Origin of the sequence: Mesorhizobium sp. M7A.F.Ca.CA.003.01.2.1 (assembly GCF_003998945.1) — a bacterium.
GTDB classification, from domain to species: Bacteria; Pseudomonadota; Alphaproteobacteria; order Rhizobiales; family Rhizobiaceae; genus Mesorhizobium; species Mesorhizobium ciceri.
The window spans coordinates 1-4,054 of sequence record NZ_RZRA01000507.1 but is presented as its reverse complement, the minus strand read 5'-3'; the positions used below and the strand labels follow the sequence as shown (position 1 = coordinate 4,054).

The window sequence follows — 4,054 nt, the reverse complement described above, 5'->3', positions numbered from 1 at the left end:
GCGCCATCAGCGCGCCGGCCTGAATGCGGTCGCGTACCAGCCACCAGGGCAGCCAGGCCAGCCCCATGCCGTCGGCGGCCGCGTCAGCGATGGCATCGAGATCGTCGAGCCGCAGCCGTCCGGTTGGCGTGATCTCGAGCGTGGGTTGCCCCTCGCGCACAAACAACCACGGGTGAACGACCTGGCCGAGCCGGCGGTAGACAATCGCCTGATGGTCGGCGAGATCCTCGATCCGCTGCGGCTCGCCATGAATTCTGAGATAAGAGGGTGCCGCGCAGACGACCATGCCCTGACGCGCGACGCGACGCGCAATCACCCCCACCTTGTCGTCAAGAGTGCCGGTGCGGATTGCGAGATCGTAGCCGTCCTCGGCAAGATCCGCCAAGCGGTCGGTGAGCGACAGGTCGAGTTCCAGCATCGGATATTGATGGGCCAGCTTCAGCAACACGGGGGTCACGCAATGGCGCCCGAAATGCGCCGGCATGGTGACCCGCAGTTTTCCACGTGGCTCCGAAAACTGTTCGGCGGCGAGCGCATCGGCGGCTTCGGCCTCGGCGAGCACCACCCGACAGCGTTCATAGTAAGCGCGGCCGAAGTCGGTCAGGCTCTGCCGTCGCGTGGTCCGGTTGAGCAGCCGCACGCCCAGCCGCTCCTCAAGAAACCGGACATGCTTGCCGACCATCGGTCCGGAGAGATCAAGCGCGACCGCCGCGGCCGCGAACGAGCCGAGATCGACCGCCTTGACGAACACGGCCATGCTCTCAAGCCGATCCATATTCAGAACTCCTGGTTTCTACTGTTCTTCTCTTACAGCCATTTATCCCTGGCAAGACCGGCTGCATAGCTCATTCGGTTCAGATGATTTGGAGTATCCGAATGACACGCGTAGTTCGCTTTCACCAGCATGGTGGCCCCGAGGTTCTGCGCATCGAGGATGTCGCGCTTTCCCCACCGGGTTCGGGCGAAGTTCAAATCCGGGTCAAGGCACTCGGCCTCAATCGCGCCGAAGCGCTGCTGCGCGCGGCTTCCTATATCGAGACGCCGACGCTCCCCTCGGGGCTTGGCCTCGAGGCAGCGGGCGTCATCGAGGCTATTGGTGTCGGCGTGAAGGATTTCGCGCCGGGCGACAGCGTCAGTGTCATCCCGCCGCAATCGATGATCCGCTGGCCGGCCTATGGCGAGTTTGCCACCTACCCCGCCGGACTTGTCGTCAAGCATCCGCCGTCGCTCGACTGGCAGACGGCAGCGGCCGTCTGGATGCAGTATCTCACCGCCTATGGCGCGCTGATCGATATCGCCGGGCTGCACAGCGGAGACCACGTGGTGATCACCGCAGCCTCGAGCAGCGTCGGGCTTGCGGCAATCCAGATCGCCAACAGGGTCGGTGCAACAGCGATTGCGGTGACGCGGACATCGGCGAAGAGGCAGGCCCTGCTCGATGCCGGCGCGGCTGAAGTCGTCACCTTGGCCGAGGAGGATTTGGCGGCACGGCTGAATGAGATCGCAGGGCCTGAAGGCGTGCGCGTCGTGTTCGATGCGATCGGCGGCCCGATCTTCGAGCCACTCACAGCGGCCATGTCGCGTGGCGGCATCCTCATCGAATATGGCGGTCTCAGCCGCGAGCCGACGCCATTCCCGCTGCCAGCGGTGCTGAGCAAGACGCTGACACTGCGCGGCTACCTCGTCCACGAGATCACCGGCAACCCTGTGAAACTCGAGGCCGCCAAGGCGTTTATCGTCGAAGGTCTGGAGCACGGAACGCTGAGGCCGATCATCGACAGGACCTTCGCGTTCGACCAAATCGTCGAGGCGCACCGCTACCTGGAGTCGAACGAGCAGTTCGGCAAGATCGTAGTGACGATCTGAGATCGTGGTGACGATTTGAATCGTGGTGACTGCCTGAGCAACGCTGGCGAACAAATCATTCTTGCAGGGCAATATCGACCTTGAAGCCGCGGCTTTGCATCCCTAACTGTTCGGTGCGGGCCGGGCCCCTCTGACTGTCGCTTTTGGCGATTGTGATGTCGGACCGCTTTAACGGGCCCGTTTCCATTCTTTCGGTCAAGCGGGCTCATTCCTTTCGGTTTGGAGCCCCGTATGACATCTACTTCCCTCCTCGGTATGGTTTGCCCCTCCTGCCGCGTCGCGCTCGTGATGAGCGAACGCCAGGGTATCGAAATCGACTACTGTCCGCAGTGCCGCGGCGTCTGGCTTGATCGAGGAGAACTCGACAAGATCATCGAGCGTTCCGGCAGGGAAGCGGCGCCCGCGCCGCAGCCACAGCCGGCAGCATTCTCCCAGCCACAACATGGCCAGAGCCGCGATGACGATTATTCCCGCTCGCACGGTCACCGCTATCCAAAGCGGAAGAAATCATTCTTCGAAGAGTTGTTCGACTGACCGCATGATGCCCGACATCCAGGCCGGCACTTGCTGAAACTTCCGAAACCACATCGACAAAGGTTCATCTCCGATGATTTCCCGCACCAGCCGATTTGCAGCCCTCTTTGCAGGACTGTTCCTTGCATTCTCCATGGTTGCGATGGACCATGCCGAGGCCCGTCGTGGCGGCAGTTTCGGCAGTCGTGGCATGCGTACGTTCCAATCGGCACCGCCGACCAGGACGGCCCCAGCACCGACCGCTCCGGTCGAGCGGTCGATGACGCCCAACACCGGTGTGAACAACGCGGCCCGGCAGCCGCAGGCCGGCCTGCAGAGGCCCGGCTTCATGAGCGGTTTCGGTGGAACGATGATGCGCGGCCTGTTGCTCGGCGGCCTGTTCGGCCTGCTTTTGGGTCAGGGCTTCGGCGGCCTGGCCGGCATGTTCGGTTTCCTGCTTCAGGCCTTGCTGATCGGTGGCGCGATCATGCTGGCCATCAGGTTCTTCCGCTCGCAATCCGCGCGCGGCCCCGCGCCGGCGCTCGCAGGTGCCGGCAATGCCCAGGCTTCGCGATTTGAGAACCGCTCAACGGCAGGGCAGCAGACTGCAGGCTCCTTCACAATTCCCGGTTTCAGCGGCGGTTCAGGTGGAGGCTCTCCGGCCGCCGCCTCCGAGGAGATCACGCTGGCCCAGACGGATCTCGACGCATTCCAGCAGCTGCTGACCGATGTCCAGGAAGCATTCGGGCGCGAAGACCATGCCGCTCTGCGCCGGGCGGTTACACCCGAAATGGTATCCTATCTTTCGGAAGAGTTGGCCGACAATGCCCAGAAAGGTCTCAGGAACGAGGTGACTGATATCACCTTGCTGCAGGCCGACATCGCGGAAAGCTGGCGCGAGGATGAGCGCGACTACGCCACAGCCGCCTTGCGCTACGAATCTCGTGACGTGACGCGCGAACGGGCCAGCGGCAAAATCGTCGCGGGCGACGATGATCATCCGACAGAGACGACCGAGCTGTGGACTTTCGTGCGTGAGAATGGATCGAACTGGAAGCTCTCGGCAATACAACAGGCTTGAGCCTCGGGCGATTTTTGTGGGCGTTCAGCGCACGATCTTGACGCACATCGGCGTGCCGATCTCGATGGCGCGCCCGGTGTCGGTCAGTATGCCGCTGTCGGCGTCGCGGGCGAAGATCGAAATGCGGTCGCCATTCTGGTTGGCGGAAAACAGATGGCCGCCTGACGGCGTCAGCGCCAGGTTACGCGGGGTCGCGCCGCCGCAAGGGATATAGCTGACGAGGCTGAGCGACCCTGTCTGCTGGTCGACCGCCATGATGACGACGCTGTCATGGCCGCGGTTGGAGCCGTAGACAAAACGGCCATCCGGTGAGATCTGGATATCGGCGCAGTGGTTGCTGTCGCGTGCCTCGGCCGGCACCGCCGGCTTTGCGTCGATGATCGAGAGCTTGCCGGTGGCTTCGTCCAGCGCCATCGACACGATGGTCGAATCCAGTTCGTTCATGACGAAGACGAAGCGTCCGTTCGGATGCAGTGCGAGGTGGCGTGGACCGGCGCCGGATGGCAAAGCGGATTCGGTTAGCTTGGCCAGATTGCCCTCGCGCTCGATCCGGTAAGACACCAGCCGGTCGATGCCGAGGTCGGCGACGATGGC

5 protein-coding genes are annotated in these 4,054 nt (G+C 63.1%); 3 read left to right on the top strand and 2 right to left on the bottom strand.

Going from position 1 to position 4,054, the window contains the following annotated elements; all coding sequences use genetic code 11:
- Nucleotides 1-775: LysR family transcriptional regulator (locus EN969_RS19900; protein ID WP_164758360.1), on the bottom strand; the 775-nt coding region annotated here is incomplete at its 3' end.
- Between the two features lie 101 nt (nucleotides 776-876).
- On the opposite strand from EN969_RS19900, the gene EN969_RS19895 reads away from it, so the two are divergent.
- The 3 genes from EN969_RS19895 to EN969_RS19885 all read left to right on the top strand — a co-directional run bounded on the left by EN969_RS19895 (nucleotide 877) and on the right by EN969_RS19885 (nucleotide 3,460).
- Nucleotides 877-1,866, top strand: a complete 990-nt coding sequence (locus EN969_RS19895; protein ID WP_063167550.1) for a zinc-dependent alcohol dehydrogenase family protein — start codon at nucleotides 877-879, stop codon at nucleotides 1,864-1,866.
- 231 nt (nucleotides 1,867-2,097) lie between these two features.
- On the top strand, nucleotides 2,098-2,400 hold the full coding sequence (locus tag EN969_RS19890; RefSeq protein WP_024502504.1) for a zf-TFIIB domain-containing protein: 303 nt from the start codon (nucleotides 2,098-2,100) through the stop codon (nucleotides 2,398-2,400).
- Nucleotides 2,401-2,473: 73 nt separating this feature from the next.
- Nucleotides 2,474-3,460, top strand: a complete 987-nt coding sequence (locus EN969_RS19885; RefSeq protein WP_063167549.1) for a Tim44 domain-containing protein — start codon at nucleotides 2,474-2,476, stop codon at nucleotides 3,458-3,460.
- 24 nt (nucleotides 3,461-3,484) lie between these two features.
- Here EN969_RS19885 and EN969_RS19880 read toward each other — a convergent pair.
- Nucleotides 3,485-4,054, bottom strand: a 570-nt coding sequence (locus EN969_RS19880; RefSeq protein WP_164758359.1) for a beta-propeller fold lactonase family protein, incomplete at its 5' end; no start/stop codon positions are given.

What these genes read in the sequence shown, in the direction of transcription:
- EN969_RS19895 (WP_063167550.1), top strand. Translation starts at nt 877, where the DNA reads ATGACACGCGTAGTTCGCTTTCACCAGCATGGTGGCCCCGAGGTTCTG.
- EN969_RS19885 (WP_063167549.1), top strand. Translation starts at nt 2,474, where the DNA reads ATGATTTCCCGCACCAGCCGATTTGCAGCCCTCTTTGCAGGACTGTTC.
- EN969_RS19890 (WP_024502504.1), top strand. Translation starts at nt 2,098, where the DNA reads ATGACATCTACTTCCCTCCTCGGTATGGTTTGCCCCTCCTGCCGCGTC.